The organism is Paenibacillus sp. FSL H7-0942 (assembly GCF_045040715.1).
Lineage (GTDB): Bacteria > Bacillota > Bacilli > Paenibacillales > Paenibacillaceae > Paenibacillus > Paenibacillus amylolyticus.
The window spans coordinates 2524759-2548823 of sequence record NZ_CP150279.1 but is presented as its reverse complement, the minus strand read 5'-3'; the positions used below and the strand labels follow the sequence as shown (position 1 = coordinate 2548823).

Annotated in this window: 28 protein-coding genes; all 28 read right to left on the bottom strand. The window is 44.4% G+C overall.

Annotated features, from left to right (window positions below; translation table 11 throughout):
- Positions 1–11: 11 nt before the first annotated feature.
- Positions 12–566 carry a ribosome recycling factor gene (frr, locus tag MHI48_RS11535; protein WP_036670384.1) on the bottom strand — a complete coding sequence of 185 codons (555 nt, stop codon included), beginning with the start codon at positions 564–566 and terminating at the stop codon, positions 12–14.
- Positions 566–1294, bottom strand: coding sequence for a UMP kinase (pyrH, locus tag MHI48_RS11530; RefSeq protein ID WP_017689153.1), 729 nt, complete (start codon positions 1292–1294; stop codon positions 566–568). Before pyrH ends, frr begins: the two co-directional genes overlap by 1 nt.
- A gap of 232 nt (positions 1295–1526) precedes the next feature.
- Positions 1527–2177, bottom strand: a complete 651-nt coding sequence (tsf, locus tag MHI48_RS11525) for a translation elongation factor Ts (RefSeq protein ID WP_036609326.1) — start codon at positions 2175–2177, stop codon at positions 1527–1529.
- Between the two features lie 115 nt (positions 2178–2292).
- The gene (rpsB, locus tag MHI48_RS11520; RefSeq protein ID WP_017689155.1) at positions 2293–2991 is read right to left on the bottom strand and encodes a 30S ribosomal protein S2; all 699 of its coding nucleotides are present in this window, start codon (positions 2989–2991) and stop codon (positions 2293–2295) included.
- A gap of 296 nt (positions 2992–3287) precedes the next feature.
- Positions 3288–3914, bottom strand: coding sequence for an endolytic transglycosylase MltG (locus MHI48_RS11515; protein WP_036609328.1), 627 nt, complete (start codon positions 3912–3914; stop codon positions 3288–3290).
- Positions 3915–3917: 3 nt separating this feature from the next.
- Entirely contained in the window at positions 3918–4502 is a 585-nt protein-coding gene (locus MHI48_RS11510) for a hypothetical protein (RefSeq protein ID WP_036609330.1), read from the bottom strand.
- A gap of 65 nt (positions 4503–4567) precedes the next feature.
- Positions 4568–4882: a hypothetical protein gene (locus MHI48_RS11505; RefSeq protein ID WP_036609332.1), complete on the bottom strand. Its 315-nt coding sequence runs from the start codon at positions 4880–4882 to the stop codon at positions 4568–4570.
- A gap of 52 nt (positions 4883–4934) precedes the next feature.
- Entirely contained in the window at positions 4935–6344 is a 1410-nt protein-coding gene (locus MHI48_RS11500) for a DUF342 domain-containing protein (protein ID WP_076249810.1), read from the bottom strand.
- Positions 6345–6406: 62 nt separating this feature from the next.
- The gene (locus MHI48_RS11495; protein ID WP_017689160.1) at positions 6407–7195 is read right to left on the bottom strand and encodes a FliA/WhiG family RNA polymerase sigma factor; all 789 of its coding nucleotides are present in this window, start codon (positions 7193–7195) and stop codon (positions 6407–6409) included.
- Positions 7196–7210: 15 nt separating this feature from the next.
- Entirely contained in the window at positions 7211–7654 is a 444-nt protein-coding gene (locus MHI48_RS11490; RefSeq protein WP_253507499.1) for a hypothetical protein, read from the bottom strand.
- A gap of 4 nt (positions 7655–7658) precedes the next feature.
- Positions 7659–8156 (bottom strand): chemotaxis protein CheD, encoded by a 498-nt coding sequence (locus tag MHI48_RS11485; RefSeq protein WP_091031874.1) that lies wholly within the window; start codon positions 8154–8156, stop codon positions 7659–7661.
- Positions 8149–8769 (bottom strand): chemotaxis protein CheC, encoded by a 621-nt coding sequence (locus MHI48_RS11480; protein WP_100529443.1) that lies wholly within the window; start codon positions 8767–8769, stop codon positions 8149–8151. The genes MHI48_RS11485 and MHI48_RS11480 overlap by 8 nt, the downstream gene beginning before the upstream one ends.
- A 10-nt stretch (positions 8770–8779) precedes the next feature.
- Positions 8780–9241 carry a chemotaxis protein CheW gene (locus MHI48_RS11475; protein ID WP_036609340.1) on the bottom strand — a complete coding sequence of 154 codons (462 nt, stop codon included), beginning with the start codon at positions 9239–9241 and terminating at the stop codon, positions 8780–8782.
- Between the two features lie 41 nt (positions 9242–9282).
- Positions 9283–11355 (bottom strand): chemotaxis protein CheW, encoded by a 2073-nt coding sequence (locus tag MHI48_RS11470; RefSeq protein WP_405143984.1) that lies wholly within the window; start codon positions 11353–11355, stop codon positions 9283–9285.
- Positions 11356–11387: 32 nt separating this feature from the next.
- A complete protein-coding gene (gene cheB / locus MHI48_RS11465; protein ID WP_405143982.1) occupies positions 11388–12830 on the bottom strand; it encodes a chemotaxis-specific protein-glutamate methyltransferase CheB in 1443 nt (480 codons plus the stop codon).
- 32 nt (positions 12831–12862) lie between these two features.
- On the bottom strand, positions 12863–13750 hold the full coding sequence (locus tag MHI48_RS11460) for a MinD/ParA family protein (RefSeq protein WP_405143980.1): 888 nt from the start codon (positions 13748–13750) through the stop codon (positions 12863–12865).
- Positions 13747–15099, bottom strand: a complete 1353-nt coding sequence (gene flhF, locus MHI48_RS11455) for a flagellar biosynthesis protein FlhF (protein ID WP_405143978.1) — start codon at positions 15097–15099, stop codon at positions 13747–13749. Before flhF ends, MHI48_RS11460 begins: the two co-directional genes overlap by 4 nt.
- Entirely contained in the window at positions 15096–17129 is a 2034-nt protein-coding gene (flhA, locus tag MHI48_RS11450; protein WP_036670372.1) for a flagellar biosynthesis protein FlhA, read from the bottom strand. Before flhA ends, flhF begins: the two co-directional genes overlap by 4 nt.
- Before the next feature lie 25 nt (positions 17130–17154).
- The gene (gene flhB / locus MHI48_RS11445) at positions 17155–18237 is read right to left on the bottom strand and encodes a flagellar biosynthesis protein FlhB (protein ID WP_200869420.1); all 1083 of its coding nucleotides are present in this window, start codon (positions 18235–18237) and stop codon (positions 17155–17157) included.
- 23 nt (positions 18238–18260) lie between these two features.
- On the bottom strand, positions 18261–19049 hold the full coding sequence (gene fliR / locus MHI48_RS11440; protein WP_036609353.1) for a flagellar biosynthetic protein FliR: 789 nt from the start codon (positions 19047–19049) through the stop codon (positions 18261–18263).
- Positions 19050–19059: 10 nt separating this feature from the next.
- Positions 19060–19329 carry a flagellar biosynthesis protein FliQ gene (gene fliQ / locus MHI48_RS11435; protein WP_017689172.1) on the bottom strand — a complete coding sequence of 90 codons (270 nt, stop codon included), beginning with the start codon at positions 19327–19329 and terminating at the stop codon, positions 19060–19062.
- A 25-nt stretch (positions 19330–19354) separates the two neighbouring features.
- A complete protein-coding gene (fliP, locus tag MHI48_RS11430) occupies positions 19355–20110 on the bottom strand; it encodes a flagellar type III secretion system pore protein FliP (protein ID WP_405143975.1) in 756 nt (251 codons plus the stop codon).
- Positions 20107–20643 carry a flagellar biosynthetic protein FliO gene (locus tag MHI48_RS11425; protein ID WP_100529395.1) on the bottom strand — a complete coding sequence of 179 codons (537 nt, stop codon included), beginning with the start codon at positions 20641–20643 and terminating at the stop codon, positions 20107–20109. Before MHI48_RS11425 ends, fliP begins: the two co-directional genes overlap by 4 nt.
- An 11-nt stretch (positions 20644–20654) precedes the next feature.
- Complete coding sequence (locus MHI48_RS11420) at positions 20655–21020, bottom strand: response regulator (RefSeq protein WP_017689175.1); 366 nt, start codon at positions 21018–21020, stop codon at positions 20655–20657.
- A gap of 28 nt (positions 21021–21048) precedes the next feature.
- Complete coding sequence (gene fliY / locus MHI48_RS11415) at positions 21049–22323, bottom strand: flagellar motor switch phosphatase FliY (protein ID WP_036609358.1); 1275 nt, start codon at positions 22321–22323, stop codon at positions 21049–21051.
- Positions 22313–23311, bottom strand: a complete 999-nt coding sequence (gene fliM / locus MHI48_RS11410) for a flagellar motor switch protein FliM (RefSeq protein WP_036609359.1) — start codon at positions 23309–23311, stop codon at positions 22313–22315. The genes fliY and fliM overlap by 11 nt, the downstream gene beginning before the upstream one ends.
- Before the next feature lie 40 nt (positions 23312–23351).
- Complete coding sequence (locus tag MHI48_RS11405; RefSeq protein ID WP_036609360.1) at positions 23352–23813, bottom strand: flagellar basal body-associated FliL family protein; 462 nt, start codon at positions 23811–23813, stop codon at positions 23352–23354.
- Complete coding sequence (locus tag MHI48_RS11400) at positions 23813–24034, bottom strand: flagellar FlbD family protein (RefSeq protein WP_017689179.1); 222 nt, start codon at positions 24032–24034, stop codon at positions 23813–23815. Before MHI48_RS11400 ends, MHI48_RS11405 begins: the two co-directional genes overlap by 1 nt.
- Between the last annotated feature and the right edge of the window lie 31 nt (positions 24035–24065).

The window sequence follows — 24065 nt, the reverse complement described above, 5'->3', positions numbered from 1 at the left end:
CTGCGCTTGTCTTACACTTCCATGATTTCTTTTTCTTTGGCAGCGAGTACCTTATCGACTTCAGCAATAAACTTGTCGGTCGATTTTTGGATATCATCTTGATGTCTCCGGGATTCATCCTCAGAAATATCTGACTTTTCCAGTTTCTTGATGTCATCATTCGCATCACGGCGAATGTTACGAATCGCTACTTTACCTTCTTCACCGAACTTCTTCGTCAGCTTAACAAGTTCCGCTCTACGTTCTTCCGTCAATGCCGGAATAGACAAACGGATCATGCTACCATCATTGGCTGGAGTAAGACCCAGATCCGATTTCATGATGGCACGCTCGATGTCACTCATGGAGGATTTGTCCCAAGGCTGAATCATCAGTGTACGGGAATCCGGAGTACTAATATTAGCGAGTTGATTCAATGGCGTCATTGCTCCATAATACTCTACCTGAATTCGGTCCAGAAGAGCTGGAGTTGCGCGGCCTGCACGCAAAGTAGCCAGGTCACGACGCAATGCTTGAATTGCTTTTTCCATACGCTCTTCGGCATGTTGTTTAACCGCTTGTGGCATTAATCTACACTCCCTTTAACGATTGTTCCGATACGTTCGCCCAGAACAACACGTTTGATGTTACCTTGTTCCGTAATGGCAAATACGATCAACGGGATGTTGTTGTCCTTACAAAGCGAGGATGCCGTTGAATCCATTACACCAAGGTCTTTGTTAAGAATATCCATGTAAGTCAACTGATCAAATTTCACAGCTGTACTGTCCTTAAACGGATCTGCTGAGTATACACCATCAACTTTATTTTTGGCCATCAAGATAACTTCTGCTTCAATCTCCGCTGCGCGCAGTGCTGCTGTTGTATCCGTGGAAAAGAACGGGTTACCTGTACCTGCTGCAAAAATAACGACCCGGCCTTTCTCCAGATGGCGAATAGCTCTACGACGAATATAAGGCTCTGCAATCTGTTGCATTGCAATAGATGTCTGTACACGCGTAGGCACTTCAATCTGTTCCAAAGCATCCTGCAGTGCCAGCGAGTTCATTACTGTCGCCAGCATACCCATATAATCGGCAGTTGCACGATCGATGCCGTTTTCGCTACCGGCAATTCCACGCCAGATGTTTCCGCCGCCACATACAATAGCAACCTGTACACCAAGTGCAACAACCTCTTTTACCTGTTGGGCAATCGACGAGATCGTATCTGCATCAATACCGTAGCCGTTTTGACCGGAAAGAGACTCTCCGCTGACCTTTAAGACAACACGTTTAAATACTGGCTGTTCCAATTATTCACCCTCCACTTTGAATCGAACACGCTTGGTGTTCAACCAACAAAACTTCTCGCGCATGGCCTCCTGCTTAAAAAGAAAGGAACACAGTTGTGTTCCGCTCTTTTAGGAAAAACGTTTAACCGGTAAGGCACTGTTTTCCTGAGATATAAGGGAGTTTACGCTTCGAAGTTTCATCATTCTTATATCTTCGAAAATCAATTCTGCTCGCCGGTTTATAGAAACCGTCTTATTTGTTTACTTGGGACATTACTTCTTCTACGAAGTTGTCTACTTTTTTCTCAAGACCTTCACCCAGTTCGTAACGAACGAAACGACGGATGGAGATGTTTTCACCAATTTGGCTGATTTTTTCGTTCAGCAATTGAGAGATCGTTTTGTCTGGATCTTTAACAAAAGTTTGTTCCAGCAGGCAGTACTCTTCGTAGTATTTACCGATACGGCCTTCAACCATTTTTTCAATGATTTTTTCTGGTTTGCCTTCGTTAAGAGCTTGAGCTTTCAGGATTTCTTTTTCTTTTTCCAGCTCATCTGCAGGAACTTCTTCACGTGTAACGAATTTAGGATTAGCTGCAGCGATTTGCATAGCTACATCTTTAACGAAATCCTTAAATTGATCCGTTTTACCAACGAAGTCTGTTTCACAGTTAACTTCAACCAAGACACCAATACGTCCACCAGCGTGGATGTAAGATTCAACAACGCCTTCAGTTGCTGCACGGCCTGCTTTGCTTGCTGCTGCAGAAAGACCTTTCTCACGCAACAATTCAGCTGCTTTTGTTACATCACCGTTTGCTTCTTCCAGTGCTTTTTTGCAATCGAGCATACCAGCGCCCGTTCTTTCGCGAAGTTCTTTTACTGCACTCGCATTAACTGCCATTATAAATTCCCTCCAACATTAAGTATTGTACGTACACTCTAAAAAAAGGGCAGTGAGAGGTTATCCACCTGCCAACCACCCTTTTCATTTAGTTTATAACATATGTTCGAATCTATTAAGCGGAAGTTTCTTCGCCTTGGTTAGCTTCGATTACAGCATCAGCCATTTTACCTGTAAGCAATTTAACAGCGCGGATCGCGTCGTCATTACCTGGGATAACATAATCGATCTCATCCGGATCGCAGTTAGTATCAACGATACCAACAATTGGGATACCCAATTTGCGAGCTTCCGCAACAGCGATACGCTCTTTGCGTGGATCGATGATGAACAGGGCGCTTGGCAGGCCTTTCATATTTTTAATACCGCCCAAGAATTTCTCCAGACGATCTTTTTCTTTGCGAAGCAAGATTACTTCTTTTTTAGGCAATACAGCGAATGTACCGTCTTCTTCCCAAGCTTCCAACTGTTTCAAACGATCAATACGTTTTTGAATAGTTTGGAAGTTAGTCAGGGTACCGCCGAGCCAGCGTTGGTTAATGTAGAATTGACCAGCACGTTCAGCTTCTTCTTTAACAGAATCTTGAGCTTGTTTCTTAGTACCCACGAAAAGAATTTTACCATTCTCTCCTGCGATTCCTTTAACGAAATTGTAAGCCTCTTCGACTTTTTTCACCGTTTTTTGCAAATCGATGATGTAAATTCCGTTTCTTTCAGTGAAGATATAACGATCCATTTTTGGGTTCCAACGACGAGTTTGGTGACCGAAGTGTACCCCAGCTTCGAGAAGCTGCTTCATGGAGATTACTGCCATCTTCACACACCTCCTAATATGGTTTTTATTGTGTCCTCCGCCGGCATCATTTTTCGCCAAGACTCTCCATAAGGAAAGCACCCTCAACAAAATTAGCACATGCGTGTGTTTTAACACCGTTATCTAATATAGCATAACTGACTGTCCGATGCAACAGTCTTTGAAGCTAAAATCTACTTTTCGTTTTTTGCTAGTATCGAATCATTTTAAACTTGATATGTAACTCAGGCGCTAATTATTATCAAGCTTTGAAAATGTACCGTTTAATACGCAAAAACCGTCCAGTCCGAGCATGCTCAGTTTGACGGTTCTTTCGTAATTTTTGCGATAATGGATTTGAAACTTTCGCCTTTTTCAAGCGCATAGGTACCCACTTGGATTTTGGTATTGATTCGCTCAGCCTTGCCAGCCTTTATGAATGCTTGAGCATCATCTACGATTCCCGCGGTTTTTAGGTTTGCTGCAACGATCGCCAGACTATTGCCTGAACGTACTTTGAATGATACTGTTGCGCCTTTCGGATTGCTCGGCGTTACAGGTTCTGTTGTTTTCGGCTCAGTTATCTCTTTCTGCCCTTCAACTTCACTTGTAGCAGGCTCTTGTGGCTTCTCAGGCTCGGTAGGTGTTTCCGTAGAGGTTGCTGTCTCTGGCGGTGTTGCTGTACTCCCCTGCAACTCACTGCTCTCCTGCTTTTTCTTTGCCACCCACTCTGCTTCTGTGTATAGTTCCTCTTCAGAACCGACCAACTTCATATCCAAGGTTTTCGCGGCCGTTTCAAGCTGTTCTTTGGTCATATTGGCAGTCTGCTCGGGGTCCAGATTACTATCCGACAATGCATTTTGTCCAACTGTGGCCAGTTGAAGCAAAACCGCACCAATAATCATGCCGCTCCCCAGACCAATCCATAAGGATCGCTTGTCCATGACTTAGCTTTCCTCCCGTTCTGCCAGTTGTAGTATTAACTGTACCTCACCTCGCTGAATGCCTGTCTGCTTGGATATGGCATCCATCGACTTACCTTCAGCATGTAGATTAAAGAGTTCTGCATATCGATCTTTAATCGATTCACGCCCAGGCAAAGATTCGACTTCACTGGTCTGTTGGTCTGCTTCTAACGCCTGCTGGGCCGCCTCTGCTTGTACACTTTTCACGAGCGCTTGTGCTTGCAAACCTTCGGAAGATTGTACAGATACATTACCGGAGTGTGGAACAGGTGATGCGACAGCTTCGTTCTTTTTGCTCTGTTCCAGCTGATCCAACCGCTGCTGTAATTCCTGAAGTTGCAATTGCATACGTTGATCGGCTGCTGTCGCTTCTCCCTTCATTTCAGCCACACGTTGAATAAGAGCATCATTATCATTTTCGATCTCGGTCATGTAGTGCTCAAGCGTAGATTCCATCTCCTGCACCAGTTGATGCCCAGGCTCTTGCGCCTTGTTTTTCCGAGGCATAATACAAGCGTAGGCGATGGCGCAGGCCCCTAATATGACAATAATGATCCATGGTGACAAATTGGGTTCTCTCCTTCTGATTCAACCATCGGTGCGCAAGACTGCATGTCCATAACAACCATTTATTATAAAGACAGATCTATGTGTTTTCCCTTGTACGGGTGCTCTGCAGGTTTGACAGTTTCTTGAGCCTGAGCAGTCTCCTGTCCATCGGAACCACTCTGCTGATCCCCATCATGGTTATGACCATCACGCACCGAAGTCTGTGAAGTTTCGTCCATTGCTTCACTTCGTTGCCTTGCTTCATTTGCTTCTTTCGACGTTTGCTCTGCCAAAAGATTCTGATCCGTAATCGGTCGCTGCTGGGCTTCACTTTGATAACGTCCCGCTTCACTTGTTCGTGGTACCGCAATCTGCAACTCCACTGCTTTGAAACTCATACGCTCACCTCACGGTTTCGAATGGATTTCTTCCTGTGCCTGAATGCTGTACTTAAACGTATGGAACCATCGTAATATCACCATCGTGATAATAAAATGAAATTCGACTCACTGGATCTTTAATAAATTTCGTGTATCTGCCGATAACTATTTTAGAGCCTCCATAAATCATCTTCAGAATATCAACACGAGCATTACTTGTATCTTCAAGTGCCTTTTCAATTTCAAAGATACGCATTTTCGTTTCTTCACTTATACGAAGAGCAGATTTCTGCGTAGCATTCAGCTTGATTCGCATCGACATCTTATCTGGAGTTAGTTGTCCAGCGGCAGCTAATTGATCCAGCAATGTCAAAGCTTTCTTCGTTTTGTCCAAGGAATCCATCTGCTCTCTGACTTCCTTGCGCAAATCATTGAGTTCGTTACGCAGCTTTGGTAGCACACCAACTTCAATGGAAGTGACCGTGGACATGCTGTTGCCCACAACACGCGCTGAGACGTTCTGGCCAGCCTGGATCGAGCCACCAACAATAAGACCCTTGGTTCCCGCACAGATGACACCGTGGCCAGCACGAATATTAGAATGCATAATACTTTGGGAAACCAGAACATCTTCACCGGCATCTACGTTGCCTTCTTGAATGAAAGTACATTTAACATTATGGCCTGCTTGTACCAGTCCTTTGTTATAACCAATAATACCACCGGTAATTTCGATTGAGCCGCCTGCTTCCAGTTCAGCTCCTTCGACACCTCCGACGACACGAATGTCCCCTGCTGCTTTTACTTTAAATCCGGTAAGTACATTGCCTCGTATGACAACTGTGCCTACAAAGTCGATATTACCGTTATTGTAGTCAACGTCACCATTGACTTCATAAACCGGAAACACATTCAGTTTGTTACCGTCCGTTTTGGTAACCAGCCCATCCAGTGCAGCATACATCGCAGAACCATCCGGGTTAATCACAACGTTTTTCCCAACTTTAAACCGAGCTTCTTTTCCCGGACGATAAGGAATTTCCTCACCCGTTACTGCCCTGCCTGGTATGCCATCGCTAGGAGCGATCCGCTCTGCAATGATCTGACCACTACGGACATTGTTTAATCGGGTCACTTCTTTGTAATCGACAGTTCCATCTTCCGATTCCAGTGGTCGTCGTTCATTCGTATCGTCCATTCCAACCAGGACCTTGATGAAGCCATCTGTTCCTTGAATGGGAGCGACACCTTCTGCAATCTTGTATTTATCTTTCAAATAGGTTTCAGGGTTGTTCACAAAAAGTAATAATGCCTCTCGCGATACACCTTGTTTGATGCCCTTGTTTGCCACAAATTGTTCAAGTTCATCGATCGTGCAGGCAAAGCCTTCTTCCTCTTTGGAAAATTCAAGGTAGGCTGTGCATTTGTCGTCCGATAAAACAATGTTTAAACATTGTTCCAAAGCAGTCCGCTGTGTCACCGCAATTCTTCCCCCTTTTAGACTTTCCACTCCCCAAACTCCAATGATATTACTTCTCTCTATTAATCTTTACGCATCAACAAATCTTTCTGTTTGTCCAACGTGCCGCGTAATCGTAATATTGCCTTGGAATGTAACTGGGATATACGAGACGGAGAAAGAGACATAACCTCAGCAATTTCACTAAGAGAAAGATCTTCGTAATACAAGAGTGAAACAACCGTTCTCTCTTTTACCGTCAACTTGTCAAGCCCTTGCACCAAAGCTTCCTTCAAATAAAACTCATTCACTTTATAATCCGGATTTTTGGCTTTCTCATCCACCATCAAAGACAGACGAGTCTCAGACTCTTCCTCACGAATTGGGTCCTCCAACGAGCAAAGTGACATGACTGCCACTTCCTGAAGCATATGTTGAAAATCTTTAGTGGATACGTCCAAGTACTCGCTCATTTCCTCATCACTAACAGACCTGAGATAACTTTGTTCCAGCTGTTGGTAGGCGTCTTCAATTCGCTTGGCCTTCTCACGCACAGAACGCGGAACCCAATCACCTTGACGCAGACCGTCAAGAATGGCTCCGCGGACCCTCCATGATGCATAAGTTTCAAATTGCAGACCACGTTCATAGTCGAACTTCTCCAATGCATCAATTAACCCCATAACGCCATTGCTCTCCAAGTCATCCTTGGGAACATTTTTGGGTAAACCAACAGCCAGTCGACCGGATACATAATTTACAATATGAAGATACTTTTCAATCAACGTTTTCTTGGCTTCAAGATCTCCATGTTCTTTCCACTTTTCCCACAGATCAGAATGGTTCAAATGTGAAGCTTTACGCTCGTTCAATTACTTTCACCCTCCTTATTTGTCTGTCAGGTGACGAACGGCCTGCGCCAATTCCTCCGGATCCTTGGTCCGGACAAGTTTAGGCGGATCCAAAGGGGCGAATCCCGTTGGAGCTTTCGTCTCAGATGGCGGAAGATCGTCCCCAGATGAAGCGTTCTGTCCACTCTTGAGCAAATCATTCAGCTCTTGTCCATCGTCTTCGATTTTAATGTCCACCTGTGAACCTCTTTGATCTTGAGCACTTGATGAATCATAACCATACCCATTTCCCTCGATCTGAGGGTTCAGCAGCAATCCCAATCCCCAGCGTAAACCATATGCAAGGACAAACCAGGCTACGAATCCGATCAATCCGCGAATTAAACTGGTCATCAGCACATTGCTGCTGTATGCTACAAAAAAAGTAAGAATAAACCCAACGATGCCTGCTCCAAGATTAATGCGGTAGTTTCCTATCATAGTCTTATAGTTCCTTTACACCCATTTGTACGCTTCGAATAGTCAAAAGTCCAGTTTCACAATCCATCTCAATCGTTCGTCCATAATTCCCACCCGTATCTTCTGCTAGAAGAGGGATATTTAGTTTTTGAAGCCACTCTCGACAAGAATCTGCATTCCTTGGTCCAATACGCATTGTATCTCCAGCGCCAGCAAAGGCAAACATCTGAGAGCCTCCGGCCATTTTAGACACAATACGTGAGCGAGAAGCGCCTAGTTTAATCATCTTTTCCAAAAGCTCAGGCAACGCCGTGTCCGCATATTTCGCAGTGTTCAGTTTCCCTTCACGGGCGATCTCTGAAGTAGGAAGCATGACATGCGCCATTCCAGCCAGCTTCAAATGTGGGTCATACATTGTTAATCCCACACACGAACCCAAGCCAGTCGTACGGATTACACCAGGAAGATGAGCGATGTTTAAATCCGCCATACCGACTTTAACGACGCTTTTGTCCTCAATCATAGCTCAGTGGCACCCCTAGCGATTCAAATATCTTTGCAAAGGATGGTGGATCCGGAATGAGGAAAAACTGACCCTCAACTTGATCTTCACCTTCAAAGAAAGATGTGTCAATCAACAATGCAGCGTCACCCATCTCGCCAAATTGCAGCAAGCCATAACTTAGAATGGCACCTGCCATGTCGATGGCAAGTCCAGGGACAGTTGGATACATAGACAACTTCGTGAAATCTGCCAGAGAAGAAAGATAGGATCCAGCCAAAATATTTCCAATCTCGGAAAGCGCTGATTGTTCCATATCTGTAAAATCAAGTCCTTCTTTCAGATCAAACCCGGCAAGTCTATTTAATAACATTTTAGCAGCCTCTGGTGTCATCATAAAGAAAAGATTTCCCGGTGCCTCGCCTTCTACACGAAGAAACACGGTAACCACGATGCGTTCATCTCCGCCCACTTTTTCGGCAACTTCTTCAAAAGGGAGCATTTGTACTGTAGGTACACCCATGTCAATCGGTCTGTTGAGGAGTTGAGACAACGCCGTTGCGGCGTTGCCTGCTCCAATGTTACCGACCTCTTTGAGCACATCCATCTGGAATACCTCAAATCGGTTGAACATCTCCACGGTACTAGCCCTCAACACTTTCCAGCTGTACAATCTCGCTTTTATTTAATACTTCGTTTAGGTTGAGCATGATCAACAAGCGTGAATCTTCCAATTTAGCAACACCTCGCAGGTATCTCGCTTTGACGCCGCCAACCACTTCTGGTGGGCTATCGATCGCACTGCTCTTGATATCAATAACATCATTGGCAGAATCTACGATAAAGCCAACTTGCATGTCGTCTACACCTACGATAACAATACGAGTCTGATCCGTGTATTCCGTTTCCGGAAGGGAGAAACGACCGCGTAGATCAATGACCGGAATTACAACACCGCGTAGATTAATAACTCCTTTTACAAAGGAAAGTGTCTTGGGAACACGGGTAATTGGCATCATGCGCTCAATCGTCTGAACCTTGTCTACCTCAATACCATACTCTTCGGAACCCAATTTAAAGACGATGACTTTCAACTCTTCTTCCATGTAAAAAACCTCCCTATTAAATGTAAGACTTAGCTCTATGCTTATTTAATAAATGCATTAGGATCAAGAATCAGGGCTACTTGCCCATCTCCGAGAATGGTTGCTCCAGAGATTCCTTCAATAGCAGGAAGATAGGTTCCCATTGATTTGAGAACAATCTCACTTTGTCCAATAAATTCTTCAACAGCTACGGCTGCAAGACGGTCGCCTTTGCGAATCACGACAATTTCTGTTTCTTGCTCATCAGCGTCATTGAAATCCGGTACAGAGAATACTTCGCTCAAAGACAAGTACGGAATAAGTGACTCACGGAACGTGATCATTTTATTGCCGTGAATATTACGAACTTGCTCACGTTGTACAATGGCCGTCTCTACAATGGAAGACAACGGAACAGCATATTTCTCAGAACCAAGTCGTACAAGCATTGCAGCAATAATGGATAGTGTCAACGGAAGCTGAACAGAGAAGTTCGTTCCTTTGCCTGGAATTGAATGAATCGTTACATTACCGCCAAGCGAAGTGATCTTCGATTTTACTACATCCAACCCAACGCCCCGGCCAGAGATATCCGAGATAATATCAGCAGTACTAAAACCAGGTGCGAACAACAGTTGATTCACTTCATCGTCACTCATCTTGGCACCTTGCTCTTCGGTTACAACACCACGTTTGATCGCGGTTTTCAAAAGCTTGTCGCGATAGATACCTTTACCATCATCTTCAATCTCGATAAATACGTGATTTCCACTGTGGAAGGCACGCAGGTTTACTGTACCCATCTCTGGTTTACCTGCGGCTACACGCTCTGAAATGGATTCCACACCATGGTCAACCGCGTTACGCAGTAAATGCACAAGCGGATCACCAATCTCATCAATTACCGTACGATCCAGTTCCGTCTCAGCACCTGTAATCACCAGATCGATTTTTTTATCAAGTGTCTTAGCCAGATCACGGATCATACGCGGGAATCGATTAAATACGGTATCTACCGGAACCATCCGCAATTTCAGTACAATATTTTGCAAATCTGTGCTAACTCGACTTAAATGAGCTACTGTATCGGATAAATCATTATTGCCTGTTTCACTGGCCAGTTGCTCCAGACGTGAACGGTCAATCAACAATTCACTGAACAGGTTCATCAATACGTCGAGACGTTCAATATCCACACGAATGGTACGTGAAGGTGCAGCAGCTTGCTTCGGTGCAGCTGTTTTAGCTGGTGCCGTTGTGGTTTCTTCTTTGGGTACAGAATTCTTATGCGGCGAAGCAACCTCAGCTACAGCTGTTGGTGCGGGTGGCGCTTCAACTGTAGCTGCTACCTGATTGGCCATCTGCTGAAGAGTCTCCTGATCCAGTTGAATGAGCTTTGCACTTTCAATTTCAGAGATACTCATGATGCCTTCTTCCAGTTCGTGCGCCTCTTTAGTTGTTATGTAATACAACGAGAAACTGCGCTCAAACTTCTCCTGCTCAATATCCTGAACGGATGGGTAAGCCTTAACGACTTCACCTGAACGTTCCAGCATATCAAAGACCATATAAGCCCGTACACCTTTTAACTGGCTATGCTCGCTAACAAGCACATCCACGTAGAACACACGATGACCTTCGGCGATCGACTGATCCAGCACTGAATATTGGAATTCATCCAGCTCCACAGCCGAAGAGATTGAAGCGTTAGCCGGCTTGTTTGTTTCTGTAGCAGGTCCATTTCCGTTTGTCATTTCACCATTTTCAATGGCTTGAAGTGAAGCTACGATTGACGACACATCTGCTTTACCTTGTCCACCTTCGGTAATATCCTGAACCATAGTTTCCAAAGCGTCCAGACTCTTGAACATGGTATCAAAAATGTAATCCTGCATTTTCAACTTCTCATTACGAACCAGATCCAACACATTTTCCATTTTATGTGTCAGTGATGCCAAATCTTCAAAGCCCATAGTTGCTGCCATACCCTTCAAGGTATGAGCAGAGCGGAATATAACCTGAACTATGCCCAGGTCTTCCGGATTGCCTTCAAGTTGAAGCATGTTTTCGTTAAGCGATTGCAGATGATCATTAGACTCATCAATAAACATGGATAAATATTGGTTCATGTCCATTGTGAGGCACCTCCTCCGTGAGTTACACTCCGTTATTTCACTGCTTGAACAAGTTTAGAAGCAATCTCCTGCAATGGCAGAAGATGACGAACGCATTGCAGCTCTACAGCAGAACGCGGCATACCATATACAACACATGTTTCTTCATTCTCGGCAAAGGTTGATGTAACTCCAGCTTCGTATAATCGCTTCATCATACGTGCTCCATCACTTCCCATTCCCGTTAGCAAAACAAGATGCCTTTGTAAAGATGTAAACGGTAGAAGTGACTCAAACATCGTATCCACTGAAGGTCTATGTCCATTCACTGGTTGATCTTCAGTCAACTTCACGATAAACTTCCCGTCTGCTGTTTTGTTAACTTTCACATGGAATCCGCCGGGTGCTATATAGGCGGTTCCTTTTTTCAGAACCATGCCCTCTTCAGCTTCAACCACATGCAGTGGACTGAATGTATTCAATCGTTGAGCCAGAGAACGTGTGAAATTGGGCGGCATATGCTGCACAATAATGACCGGTGCAGGCAAATCAGCAGGCAACTGCTCGAGCAATGTCTTGAGAGCCCTCGGTCCACCCGTAGAACAACCTATTGCCACAAGTTTGTTGAATGGTCCTTCCAGCCCTCCTCCACCTTTGGGAACAGGATTAGGCTTGGTTACATCCTTGGCTTTTGCAGAGGCAGAAGTTGCCGCTATTTGATCAGCTGCCACTCTAGCTGCATTAGGTAGTCGAACTTCCTTTGGAGTCTGTACTGGATTAGCTGACCTCACTGCTTTTTCTGCCTTCGTCCCCAAATTACGCTCAGCCTTTGGCAAAGGCTCCGGTTTATTCTCTACGCGACCTGGTTTTGAAGGTGACAATGGTTCAATTGGTTTCTTGGCTTTGGCCTGAAAGGCTTCAGTCCTCTCTCGAAGAGAGCGTTGAATCGTCTCGACAGGTTCGATCGTTTTTTTCACAGGCTCCGCTCGATCCCTAGCCGGCAGTTCTTTCTGCACTGGCTGAGTTGGGGGAGCAACTGCTCCTCGCAACATGTCTCTATTTTTCATGGATAACTCACGATCAGCTTTTCTTTTGACCTCATTCATCGCAGCACGCATGCGCTCAACCAAGGCTTTACCAACTTGAGCAATATCCTGGTCATGTGAAATAGATGGTTTGCGAATGAAGTCAAATGCCCCGGCTTCAAGCGCCATAATGGTTTCTTTCATGCCTTGTTCATTGATGCCAGAGAGCATAATCACAGGAACGAAAGATTCCTTCATAATTGATTTTAATGCATCCAACCCATTCATTTCGGGCATCTCAACGTCCATTGTAATAATATCGGGTTTCAATTCTAGTGATTTTTGAATCGCTTCTCTACCGTTTGATGCCGTTGCCGTAACCTTGAATTCCGGATCCGCTTGGATCAAATCCGTAACAATCTTACGCATAAAAGCGGAATCATCGACAACCAATACTTGATACGCCGCCATGTTGTGTCACCCCTGTTTCCTTTATTCAGAAATCATGTTGTTCGTTTAAGCCACTTATTCATAAATCCCCTGATTCCTGTCAAGGTTCCGGATCCCGGAGTTGCAGGTACAGCCAGATAACGAAGAGCAAGTTTCTCTATATCTTTAGAGGCTTTGGCATTGGGATAAGCCAGACTATAGGGCATTTGCCTTTTAACCGCCTTGACTACCTGGGCGTCTTCTGAAATATACCCAAGCAGCGGAATATCCGTCTGCAAAAACCGCCTCGCCACTCCAGCTATTTTTTCTGCCACCCGTTCCGCTTCTCGTTCGTCTTCCACCCGGTTAACGATCATCCGAAAGGGTGTAGCATTTTCCTGGCCGTGCATAACTTTGACTAAAGCATAAGCATCGGTTATTGAAGTCGGTTCAGGTGTAGTTATAATCAGGCATTCATCAGCAGCACCGATGAACTTCATATTCTCTCTGGAGAGTCCTGCCCCAGTGTCAAAGATGACATAATCCATTTCCTGGGCAATATCCTCGACTTGACTGGCGAAGAACTCCAGATCACGATTAGACAATGAGAACAACTCTTTCATGCCCGATCCTCCAGCAATGTAAGGCAAGCCACTGGCACCCAGTTGTATGATTTCCCTTATGGATTTTTGTCGGTACAACAGGTGGTAAAGATTATAGGAAGAAGACGTACCCATAAGAACATCAATATTAGCCATTCCAATATCGGCATCAAATACAAGTACCTTTTGCCCCAAAGCCTGCAATGCCAAGGCAAAGTTCAGTGTGAAATTGGATTTGCCAACACCTCCCTTACCACTAGCCACAGTAATGATTTTCGAGGATCGAATATCTCGCTCAATGCCTTCCAATTCCAATGGCGCGGAGACCATACTTCGAAGTGCAGCTGCCTGATCCTTCATTGTGACCATTCTCCCAGCAACTGTTTAGACAACGAATCTGCATCTGGTTTCAACAAATCGTCCGGAACATTTTGTCCATTTGCCACATATGCGAGCTTGAGTGGAAAACGGTGTAACAAGTTAAATAGCGGACCGCAGCTCCCAGTCTCATCCATTTTGGTGAAAATCACCTTATCCAGTCCATATTTACTGAAATGTTCCGTGATCTGCACCATATCAGCACTTTTGGAAGTCATACTCATGACCAGAAAGGTTTCGCTATTCTCTACAGGAGCAAGCAAACTTTGCAGTTCCGAAACAAGTAATTCATTTCTGTAGTTTCTACCCGCTGTATCCATAAAGATCAAATCACAATTCTCTAATCGAGAAATGGCACGTTGTGTATCACCAGGCGATTGCACCACCTCAAGTGGAACATTCAGTATAGATGCATACGTTCTAAGCTGTTCTACTGCCGAGATCCGATACGTATCTGATGTAATGAATCCCACTTTACGCTGTTTTTTGAACATTTGTTCAGCAGCCAATTTTGCAATTGTCGTCGTTTTCCCTACACCGGTTGGTCCAGCTACATAGACGATTCGCGTGGTAGGAAGAATGCCTTCTTCAATACGTTGCTCCAAAAAGTGCATAACCTCAAGCTTCACTATTTGCTCTACATCCTGTTCTTTTAATCCATTCTCAGACCATTTTGCTTGAATTGAATCAAACCAGGATTCCCATACTTCAGGCCAAACATCTTGTTCTGTCAAACGTTCTCGGATCGTATGCAGTTCCTCTGGCACAGGGTCTGCAGAAGTACCTTGCTTTGAAAGCCTGGTCACCATCTGTTTAAGATCCTGCAATTCAGTCATCAACTTATCCTGCTGCAGGTCAGAACCTGTTGGCTTCGGACCAGTTGTTGAACCCGAAAAATCCGCCCCTTGCGGTCGCGGTTTATGATCCGTGCTCGAAGAACCTGAGCCGCTGTCTATGTTTGAACCGATATTACGCGATTCAAACACAGACGGTGCAGCCGCAGATTGGTCCTGTACACTTTGATCAGCTGTATTCGTTGCCACCGACTCATCAGAAGCCGCAACAAACGAACGAGCTGTTTGCCGATAAGCCTCAGGTACAAATGCACGAGGTACAGGTGTGAATTGATTTTGTACTGGCTTTGTTGTTTGCTTGTTTTCTTCCTTATCCACTGCAGCTACAACTTCGATCCGTTTTTTGCGAAACATTCCCATTACACCGCCCACCTTAATCTCTTTGGTGGACAGAATAACGGCATCACTTCCCAGGTCTTTGCGAATTTGAAGCATAGCTTCGGGCATGGTCTCAACAACGTATTGTTTTACTCTCATAAGTTCACCACCCCGATACTTTGAATTTCAACATTCGGCTCCAACTCGCTGTAGGAAAGCACAGGAATGTCCTGCATAGTACGTTCAATAACCTGACGCAGATACATCCGAATGGTTGGAGAAGTTAATACAACAGGTTGTTGACCTGATTGAATCAAACGGTTCACTTGTTCACTGAGCTTCTGATATACACTTTGTGTAGATACAGGGTCAAGCGCAAGATAACTGCCTTGATCCGATTGTTGCACACTTTCAGCAATTTTCTTCTCAAGACCAGGTCCAACCGTGATCACTCGAAGTGTCTCACCTTTCTGTGAGAACTGCTGAGTAATCTGACGTGAGAGGGATTGTCTGACGTATTCAGTCAGCACATCAGGATCTTTCGTATACGTACCATAGTCAGCTAGTGTCTCAAAGATGGTAACCATATCTCGAATAGATATTTTCTCACGCAATAACTTGGCAAGCACTTTCTGTACATCACCAATGGAAAGTAGAGAAGGGATCAGTTCATCCACAAGGGCAGAATAGTTCTCTCTGAGATTATCCACAAGTGCTTTTGTCTCTTGTCTACCAAGTAACTCATGCGCATGTTTCTTAATCAGTTCTGTCAGATGTGTAGCCACAACGGAAGGCGGATCAACGACCGTATATCCTGCAAGTTCGGCTCTGTCTTTGGTTACTTCATCAATCCATAGTGCCGGAAGTCCAAAAGCAGGTTCCGTCGTTTCAATACCTGTCACAGACTCCTCATCATAGCCAGGACTCATGGCAAGGTAATGATTCAACAACAGTTCTCCGCCACCTACCACATTACCCTTGATTTTGATAACATACTCATTGGGTCTGAGCTGGATATTATCTCGAATCCGTATGACCGGAACGACCAACCCCAGTTCAAGAGCACACTGCCTCCGAATCATAATGATCCGATCCAATAAGTCCCCACCCTGCTGATTATCAGCAAGTGGTATTAAACCATAACCAAATTCAAACTCAATAGGGTCCACCTGAAGCAGGTTAATTACACTTTCAGGACTTCTAACCTCTTCAATCTGCTGTTCTTCTTCCAACTGTTCTTCCGCTACTTGTTTCAAATTCAGATTATTCTGCATACGCCACGCGGCATATGCCAAGACACCTGCCAACGGAAGCGTAGTAATAACATGAATTGGTGTGAAGAAACCGAGCATGGCAATAACGAAAGCTACGATATAAATTAGTATTGGATATGTAAACAGTTGCCCCGTAATATCATCTGCCAGGTTTCCTTCTGAAGACGCTCTGGTGACGATAAGTCCTGCTGCTGTGGAAATAAGCAGAGCCGGGATTTGGCTTACCAATCCATCTCCGATAGTCAGTACAGAGTACGTTGACATTGCATCTGCAAAAGCCATCCCATGCACAGTCATACCGATTATAAATCCACCAATGAGATTGATCAGGAGGATGATAATACTTGCAATTGCGTCACCTTTTACGAATTTACTTGCTCCATCCATCGCTCCATAGAAATCGGCTTCACGTTCAATTTTGGAACGACGCTCACGAGCTTGTTGCTCGTTGATCAGACCCGCATTCAGATCCGCATCAATACTCATTTGTTTACCAGGCATCGCATCAAGGGTGAATCGGGCAGCAACTTCAGCTACGCGCTCAGACCCCTTTGTAATAACGATAAACTGAACGACAACGAGGATCAAAAACACGATAAATCCAATTGCAATCTGTCCTCCAGCAATCCAGCTACCAAAGGTAGCAACTACAGCTCCAGCATCCCCTTCACCAAGAATTAGCTTGGTAGTCGAAATGTTCAGAGCCAGTCGGAATAGTGTAGTGATCAACAGCAAAGCTGGAAAAATAGAAAACTGCAACGCTTCTTTGCTGTTCATTGCAACAAGGAGTATCATCAGTGCAATTGAAATATTAACGACCAGCAACAAGTCCAACAGCCAGGTTGGGATCGGAAGAATCATCATCAACACAATGCCAATGATACCCGCAAGGACAGCTATATCTTTAATCTTCAATGAATGTACGGCCTCCGATCCCCTTTTATTTCGTTCTGCCCTTTAGTTTATATACATAAGCCAGCACTTCAGCTACCGCTTGAAACAAATCGGCCGGTATAGCGTCACCAATCTCGGCTCTCTGGAACAATGCCCGTGCCAGCGGCTTGTTTTCCATCGTAATAACACCGTTTTCTTTGGCTATTTCCTTAATACGCAAGGCGACATAATCCTGACCTTTGGCAATAATCTGTGGTGCCTCCATCTCGGAACCTTCATACTTTAGCGCAACCGCAAAGTGGGTCGGGTTCGTGATGATTACATCCGCATTTGGCACTTCCTGCATCATACGCTGCATAGCCATACGACGCTGGCGTTCCCGGATTTTACCTTTGATCAGCGGATCACCTTCCATTTTCTTGTACTCGTCTTTGATGTCTTGCTTGGACATACGAATCTTCTTCTCATGGTCATACTTCTGATACATGTAATCAAATATCGCAAGTATCATTAATGCCACTGCAATCTTGATACCAAGACTTAAAGTGATCGACGCAGCGAAATGTAAAATAGCATCCAATGAAAAATGAGAAAGTGAAGCAATATCTGACTGGTAGCCTTTAATTGTACTGTAAACGAGATAACCGATAAGCGACATTTTCAAAATGGATTTAGCAAATTCCACTAATGAGCGGAGAGAGAATATATTTTTGAAACCTTTAATCGGGTCCAGTTTCTCAAGTTTTGGCTTCAAACCTTCCCCTACAAGAAGAAAACCAACTTGCATGTAGTTAACGATTAAAGCAACCAGTAACGCACCCAGCAAAACGGGAGCGATCAATAACAAAACTTCAATGCCATAGCGCATCATAAGCGCCATCACATTCTCTCCGGTGATATCCATACTCAATCGATTGATGAAGATATCTGTAAACAGACGAACTATACGTTCTTTATAGAAATTGCTGAATACCATCATGATCAAAAACACGATTAGGAGAATGGATGCGCCAGATAGTTCAGCGCTTTTTACAACCTGTCCTTTTTTTCGTGTATCCTGTTTCTTTTTCGGGGTAGCTTTCTCCGTCTTCTCCCCTGAAAACAACTGGAGGTCGAGTTGAAGTTTCATCCGTGTCTTTTCCTCCGTTTCACTCAGCCGGGCCTTTGTCCAATGGTTCCAAGCAATTTTTCCATCGATCTGAATATCGCTTCGAACAATTGACTAAATACAAAGGAGAAACTGGGAACCAGCAAAAGCAAAATAGCAAGACCAACGAGTAACTTAAGCGGCAACCCAACTGCAAATACATTAAATTGAGGAGCAGTTTTGGCCAAAAAACCCAATCCAACATCCGTCAAAAACAACGCAACTACAATCGGAGCCGACATCTGAAAAGCCAGCATAAATGATTGACCTAAGGTCTGAATCAAAAATTCAGCAATACTTCCATCTGCCAACCGTAGGAAAAACACATTAGATAATGGTACCCACCGGTAACTGTAAACTATCGCATCCAGCAAATAATGGTGACCATTCATTGTCAGAAACAGAAGCATAGCAAATGCATACTTCAAGTTACCCGTAAGTGGAGCTGAAGCACCTGTCATTGGATCGTATACATTGGCCATACCAAAACCGATCTGTAGATCGATAAAGGTCCCCGCAGTCTGAACAGCCGTCATCAACAGATAAGCCACAAAACCTAAAAGCAGGCCAATTAGAATCTCTCTGATGATCAATAAGACATAACTCAGGTCTGTGGGTACGGTCTGGTCTATTCCGTAAATCAGATAGACAGATAATGTGACAAATGCAGAGATACCTATTTTAACTGAAGCCGGCACATTTCGAGCCGAAAAAACTGGCGCAGTTACAAAAAATGATGTGATTCGACAAAACATAAGCAGAGCGACAGGGAAACTTTGCAACAATGTCTCCATCTGCTAAAGCCTACCCTATGTATCTGTATAGATTATCGAGAATGTTAAACGTGAAATCGACCAAGATATTTAAGATCCAAGGTCCAAACAAAAGTACTGACAGAAGTACGGCAACAATCTTGGGCACAAAAGCTAATGTTTGTTCCTGAATTTGAGTTGTCGCTTGAAAAATACTGATTGCAAGTCCTACAACCAGAGCTAGTATAAGCATAGGTGCGCTGGCCAGCAATGACGTGTATACCGCTTTCCCGGCCAGACCGATAATAAATTCCGAAGTCATGACCGTCCTCCTTTAACTTTCCGGATCAAGTGTTAAAACTCAGTAACAGTGACTTGACAACCAGATACCACCCGTCCACAAGGACAAAGAGCAGTATTTTGAAAGGTAATGAGATCATGACCGGCGGAAGCATCATCATCCCCATTGCCATGAGTGTACTCGCGACAACAATGTCTATAACCAGAAACGGAATAAAAATCATAAACCCCATCTGGAATGCTGTCTTCAACTCACTGATTACATATGCCGGCACCATAACAGTAATTGGGATATCCTGATAGGTCTTTGGTTGTTCAGTCTGATTGTACTTCATAAATAGCAGAAGATCTTTTTCTCTGGTGTGACTAAACATAAATTTCTTCATGGGATCCGCTGCTTTTTCAAGTGCCTCTGTTTGCGTAAGCTCTCCCTGGAGATAGGGCTGAAGCGCTACCTGATTTATGGAAGACAATGTCGGCGACATAATGAAAAGTGTCAGAAATAGCGCCAAACCGACCAGCACCTGATTGGGTGGCATTTGTTGTGTACCCAAAGATGTACGTATAAAACCGAGCACAATCACAATCCGAGTAAAGCTGGTCATCAGTACAAGCATTGCTGGAGCAATACTAAGCACCGTAATTAACAGAATGATGGACAGTGAACTCGTGCTTGGTGTTCTTCCATCACCGTTTCCAATCTGAATATCAATATTCGGAATGGGTTCGGCAAAGGCAACCGTTACAGATGCCAGACTGATAAGTCCTAATAAACAACACGCTAACCAAATCTTTTTCTTCATGAATCCCTCGACCGATCTGTAGTATTGTCTTTATCCAGGAGCTTTTCCATCTTCTCTTTACGGTTAGGCATCTGCCGAAGTTTGGATTCAAACATTTCGTGAAAAGAAGTTGTGTCCTCTAGTTCCATTTCCCGCGGCGGTTCTTCTTTACGGAAACGTTTTGTGAGCTTGGCAATGAGAGGTGAGAGATTTCCTTGTTGTGCAGCAGCATCTCGTTCGAAGGAATCAATGATTCTTTGGGCCTCTTCCAGATCCGAAACCTTATCTATCAACTGGATGTCTTCACCTACACCAAGCAGATATACACATCCACCAATTTCCATAATTTGCAATGACTTGTTTTGCCCCAGTCCAACTCCGCCCAGGGTACGAATTGTGCCGTGCCGGAACATTTGCTGATTCCTTTTGTTTAGAAAACGGATCAGATAAACAATAAGGGCCAGGATGACGGCCAGGACAACAATCACCCATACAAGCTGTAAATAATAATTACTTCCCACGCCAGCTCCTCCTGGAATATCACCCTGAGCCATCATCATGTCTCTTAAACGCCCAGTGTCTTGCTGATCGCTTCGATAACCCGGTCAGATTGGAACGGTTTAACGATAAAGTCTTTAGCACCTGCTTGAATAGCGTCGATTACCATCGCTTGTTGACCCATCGCGGAGCACATAATTACTTTAGCGTTAGCATCAATCTTCTTGATTTCTTTCAAAGCTGCAATGCCGTCCATCTCAGGCATCGTAATATCCATTGTGATTAGATCTGGACGAAGCTCTTTAAATTTCTCAATTGCTTGTGAGCCATCCTGTGCCTCACCAACAACCTCATATCCATTTTTGGACAAAATGTCCCGGATCATCATTCTCATAAATGCAGCGTCGTCTACGACTAAAATTCGGTTTGCCATCTTGATTCAAGTCCTCCCTAAATTGTGCTTATTGTAATTTCTGAATTCGGTCCCATTGGCTAACGATATCTATAACACGAACACCAAAGTTTTCGTCAATAACGACAACTTCTCCCTTGGCGATCAGTTTGTTATTCACCAAAATATCGACAGGTTCCCCGGCTAACTTATCCAGTTCGACAATCGAACCCTGTGACAGTTCCAAAATATCTTTAATTTGCTTCTGGGTCCTTCCTAATTCTACGGTGACCTTAAGGGGAATGTCCATCAATAAATTCAAATTGTTTTCGTCTACCTGACCATACGCCCCATTTTGCAAATTGGCGAATTGAACTGGTTGTACGTTAACATTCCTATTTGGCATTCCACCGTAATGTTGAGGTGCACCATAAGGTTGCTGCGGTGGCATGCCATACGGCTGCTGTGGCGGCATTCCTTGAGGCATACCCATCGGGGCCTGTCCATATCCGTTATAGTCCTGAGCAGGCTGTTGTGGAGCCTGTGGAGCCTGTTGGTGCTGAACGGGCGGCTGCTCCGCAACCGGTGGTGGCGTTGCTGGTACAGCTGCTGGCGCAGGTTCAGGTGTTGATGCCACTGGTGCGCTGGCAGTTGACTCCTGAGCGCCTCCAATCAGCATATCTACCATGCTTTTGGCAAAATGTACTGGAAGCAACTGCATCAGATTGGAATCGATCAGATCCCCGATTAACAAACGAAATGAAACTTGGATAAGTGTCTCATCTGCTGGAAGATTACTTACACCCTCTCCACTCTCCAGATTGAGAATATCGATTCCCGGAGGGGAAATATTCACAAAACGATTAAAAATCGTGGACATTGAGGTTGCAGAGGAACCCATCATCTGGTTCATCGCTTCCTGTACTGCACTAATATGGATTTCATTCAGTTCTTCATCGACCGGATTTCCTTCTCCACCCAACATCAAATCAGCGATGACTTGGGCATCTCTCTTCTTGATAACAAGTGAGTTAATACCTTCGAATCCATCCACGTAATTCACATGAACGGCAACATGTGGCTTAGGAAAAGCTTCTTCAAACTGCGTTCGACTAATGATAGAAACTTTAGGTGTTGTAATATCTACTTTGAGGCCTAATAGCGTGGATAAGGCTGTTGCCGCGCTACCAAATGTAATGTTACCAATCTCCCCCAAGGCATCCTGCTCCAGCTCGGTCAAAAAATCATCAACCGTCTTTTCAGCGGGTTCCGAGCTGTTTATCGATTCCGATTGCCTGAGCAAAGCATCGATTTCTTCTTGGGATAAATAATCCTTACTCGTCAAATTCTTCAACTCCTTCGGTGACAATCTTGTCTATTTGCACAGCCACACGGTCTTTGATTGTCCCCGGACTGCCCATGTATTTCAGTTTGTCACCCACTTTAATGGAAAGTCCCTCATCAACTGGTTTGTTCAACGTAATGACATCGCCAACGGACAGACCCAGAAATTCTGCAATTGAAATTCTCGATTCTCCCAATTCCGCAACGATTGGTAACTTGGCTTTGTTTACACGCTCTTTTAGAGCATCATACTCCTCCGGAGCTCTCGTTTTCTTCTCCGAAACAAACCACTGATGAGTTGACAACCGTGACATAATAGGTTCAAGAACGACATGCGGTATACATAGATTGATCATGCCTGTCGTGTCACCAATTTTGGTACTGAGCGAGATCAGAGCAATGGTCTCATTGGGAGATACAATCTGCATAAATTGCGGATTGGTCTCGAGCGCTTCCATCCTTGGGGAAATATCCAACACAGTCTTCCATGCTTCCTGCAAACTTTCAAATGCTCGGCTGAATATCCGCTCCATGATGGTCGTCTCAATCTCCGTCATGGATGCGATCTTGGTTGGAGCAATTCCGGTTCCACCAAGCAGGCGATCCAACATCGCATATCCCACGTTTGGATGGACTTCCATCACCATTCGTCCCTGTAGTGGCTCCGCTTCAAAAATGTTCAATATCGTCATCTTAGGAATAGAACGGATAAACTCATCATAAGGCAACTGTTCGACCTGAACGACATTGATTTGAACGAACGTCCGCAGTTGGGCTGAAAAATAAGTGGTGAGAAAGCGTGCAAAGTTTTCGTGAATACGAGTCAAGCTTCTGATATGGTCTTTGGAAAAACGCACTGCCCGCTTAAAATCGTACGATCTGATTTTCTTCTGAGTTTCTTCCTTCTTCAATTCTTCTGCGTCCATTTCACCAGAAGAAAGGGCTGCTAATAGGGCGTCAATCTCATTTTGTGATAATACATCCACCATGTTCTCACCCCCTTACAGGTCTACAGCGTGTTCTGTTCATTTACATTGGCGCCATTACAAAAGCTGAAAAACTGGTGCTGCTCAACTTACCTTCAGGTAAAGCTTCATTAATTAGTCCCGTCAATCTCTCATTAAATTGTACGCGGCCCTTCGCTGTAGCCAGCTCCTCAGACTTTGTATCCGCAAACGTCTGAATGATAATAGGCTTCACTGTAATTTCTTTGATTTTCTCGAAATCTTCTTTGGCTGTTTTGTCTGACAACTTGAATGAGAAGCTGACAACTACAACATGATCCGTATCAGCCAAATTGGTTTTAATTTCTCCAAGCTCAGAGGAAACCTCTACAATCTCATCCGCAGTCATCTTCTTAGCTTCTGAGGCTGCCGCCGTATGTGTGTCGTCCTTATTCCCGTTCTGTCCTTGCATAAATACAAACACAACCACCACAATGAGTGTTATCGCCAGCAACATTGTTGCAAGCCAGGGCATCATTTTTTTCATCAGGATTCCTCCGTTTGCTGCACTTTAATAGTGGCTGCCTGAACCCCGATTTCACGGTTGTAATCTTTAATCTTGGAAATAACGTCAGCGGCTTTTTCAAGCACAATCAGTCTCTTTCCAGTTACCAGAGTAATATACGTATCCGGCGTCTCTTCCACAATTTCAACCATCAGCGCATTTAACCACATGGGAGAACCATTTAACCGCGTAACCGAAATCATGCTAAGCCCCCTTAATCAGAGTGGGAGGAGC